Source organism: Streptomyces sp. NPDC027189 (assembly GCF_055566975.1).
In genome coordinates, this window is sequence record NZ_JBVHRI010000089.1 from 1 (window position 1) to 1348 (window position 1348).

Annotated in this window: 1 protein-coding gene; it reads right to left on the reverse strand. The window is 69.1% G+C overall.

The genetic code is table 11. The features are described 5' to 3' along the window. Positions 1-1079: IS110 family RNA-guided transposase (locus ACZ4RZ_RS50315; protein ID WP_467754382.1), on the reverse strand; the 1079-nt coding region annotated here is incomplete at its 3' end. Positions 1080-1348 lie beyond the last annotated feature (269 nt).

Consider the following 1348-nt stretch of genomic DNA (forward strand, 5'->3'; position numbering starts at 1 on the left):
CATCGGTCGTAGTAGGAACGGGAGGCGGGATCGTGCAGGGCGGCGAACGCGGACAGGAACATCGCGCGCTTGAGCTGCCGGTTGCCGCCTCTGGGCGCGTGTTCGCCGTGGATCGAGGTCCCCGACGACTTCGTCGTCGGGGCGAGGCCGGCGTAGGAGGCCAGGTGGGCGGCGGTGGGGAAGCTGGTGCCGTCGCCGACGGTGACCAGCAGAACTGCGGCGGTCCTGACCGCGACCCCCGGCATCGAGGTCAGGACCGGGGAAAGAGGGTGAGCCTCCAGCAACTGCCCGATCTGCGCTTCCAGAGCTCGTCGCTGTTCGTGGACGGCAGCGAGCGAACGGGCCAGGGACGGGATCACGACATCGAGGGTGCCGGTGCCCGGGACCACGACGGTCTGCTCGTCGAGGGCGTCGAAGACCTCGTCGATCAACCGCTGGGCCATGCGCGGGGCCTTGGGCCGAATCACCTCAACGAGCCTGCGACGACCGGCCTTTCGCAGCGCGGCCGGGGAACCGTAGCGCTCCAGCAGCCAGGTCACGGCCTGGTGGTCCAGGCGCGGCCCGAGGACTCGCTCCAGGCTGGGGTGGAACTGGGTGAGCAGGCCGCGTATCCGATTGGAGGTGCGAGTAGCCTCGGCCGCCAGGTCCTGATCGAAGCCCACCAGCACGGTCAGCTCGGCGGTGATCTCGTCGGTCACCTCCAACGAGCGCAGGGTGTGCGGCATCGTCCGAGCAGCGTCCGCAATCACTGCGGCGTCCTTCGCGTCGGTCTTCGCCTCGCCCGGGTAGAGATCGGCGATCCGCCGCATCGCGAGTCCGGGCAGGTAGGCGACCTTGCAGCCGGCGTCCCGGGCGACTGTCAGAGGGAGGGCTCCGATCGAGGCGGGCTGGTCCACGATCACCAGCACGGTGCCGAACTTCGCGGCCAGCTTGTCGAAGACGGCCCGCAGCTTCGGCTCGCTGTTGGGCAGCTGCTTGTCGAAGACCTTCTTCCCGGCCGGGGTGAGCCCGTGTCCGTGGTGGGCGCTCTTGCCGACGTCCAGGCCGAGGAAGACGCCCACGTCGTCGATGTCGTACAACCCATCCTCCCGAGCGGGGTTCGTGTGGTGCTGGCCAGGGCGTTGGCGTCGTATGCGCGCATCCACGTTATGCAGACCTGCCGCCTGCGAGATGCCGGGCATTGCGCCAGGCCAGGCGGTAGTCAGACCTCTCATCAGCGTCTCCAACGGCGCCTCTCGGGCCCGGTGACACCACCCCCCAGGTCATCCGTTCGACAGGGGGGAACAGTCATGCCGGGCCCGGAGGCCAGCGGTCCTCTTGCAGGACCGCGAAGAAGATAACGGGGGGG